Annotated in this window: 1 protein-coding gene; it reads left to right on the top strand. The window is 37.1% G+C overall.

Translation table 11 applies throughout. The annotated features are described in order from the left end of the window. Positions 1–252 (top strand): ATP-binding protein (locus ACEN3Z_RS11925; RefSeq protein WP_407090992.1); only part of this gene is annotated, 252 nt, incomplete at its 5' end. Positions 253–421: the final 169 nt, after the last annotated feature.

Genomic DNA, 421 nt, shown 5'->3' with positions numbered 1-421 from the left:
GATGAATGGCTCTTATATGAGCTCACAAGTGAAGAATCCACATTACTCCTGGAAATTATCAACGCTCGTTATGAAGCGCAGAAGTCGAATATTTACTGTTCCCAGTTCGACTTTCCGGGTTGGTATGAGAAACTAGGAGACGGTACTTTAGCAGAAGCTATCCTTGATCGAATTATACATAATTCTTATGATGTACTTATAGATGGAGATATTTCGATGCGTGAAAAGCTAGGTTTAAATCAAGATAACTAGACCAATAGTCTTTTTACGACATAGCCAATAGATTTATAATATGTTGACCCCATTTCTACTCAAAAGTTGAGTAGAAATGGGGTCATTTAATTATTACTGGTAAACTATTCCGCAGACATTGGTAAATCTTCCCGCAAAGAGTGGTAAAAAGAACCGCACTACTGGTAAA

The sequence above is a fragment of the Ruoffia sp. FAM 26254 genome (assembly GCF_045528545.1).
Lineage (GTDB): Bacteria > Bacillota > Bacilli > Lactobacillales > Aerococcaceae > Ruoffia > Ruoffia halotolerans.
This window is presented reverse-complemented; position numbering and strand designations above follow the sequence as displayed.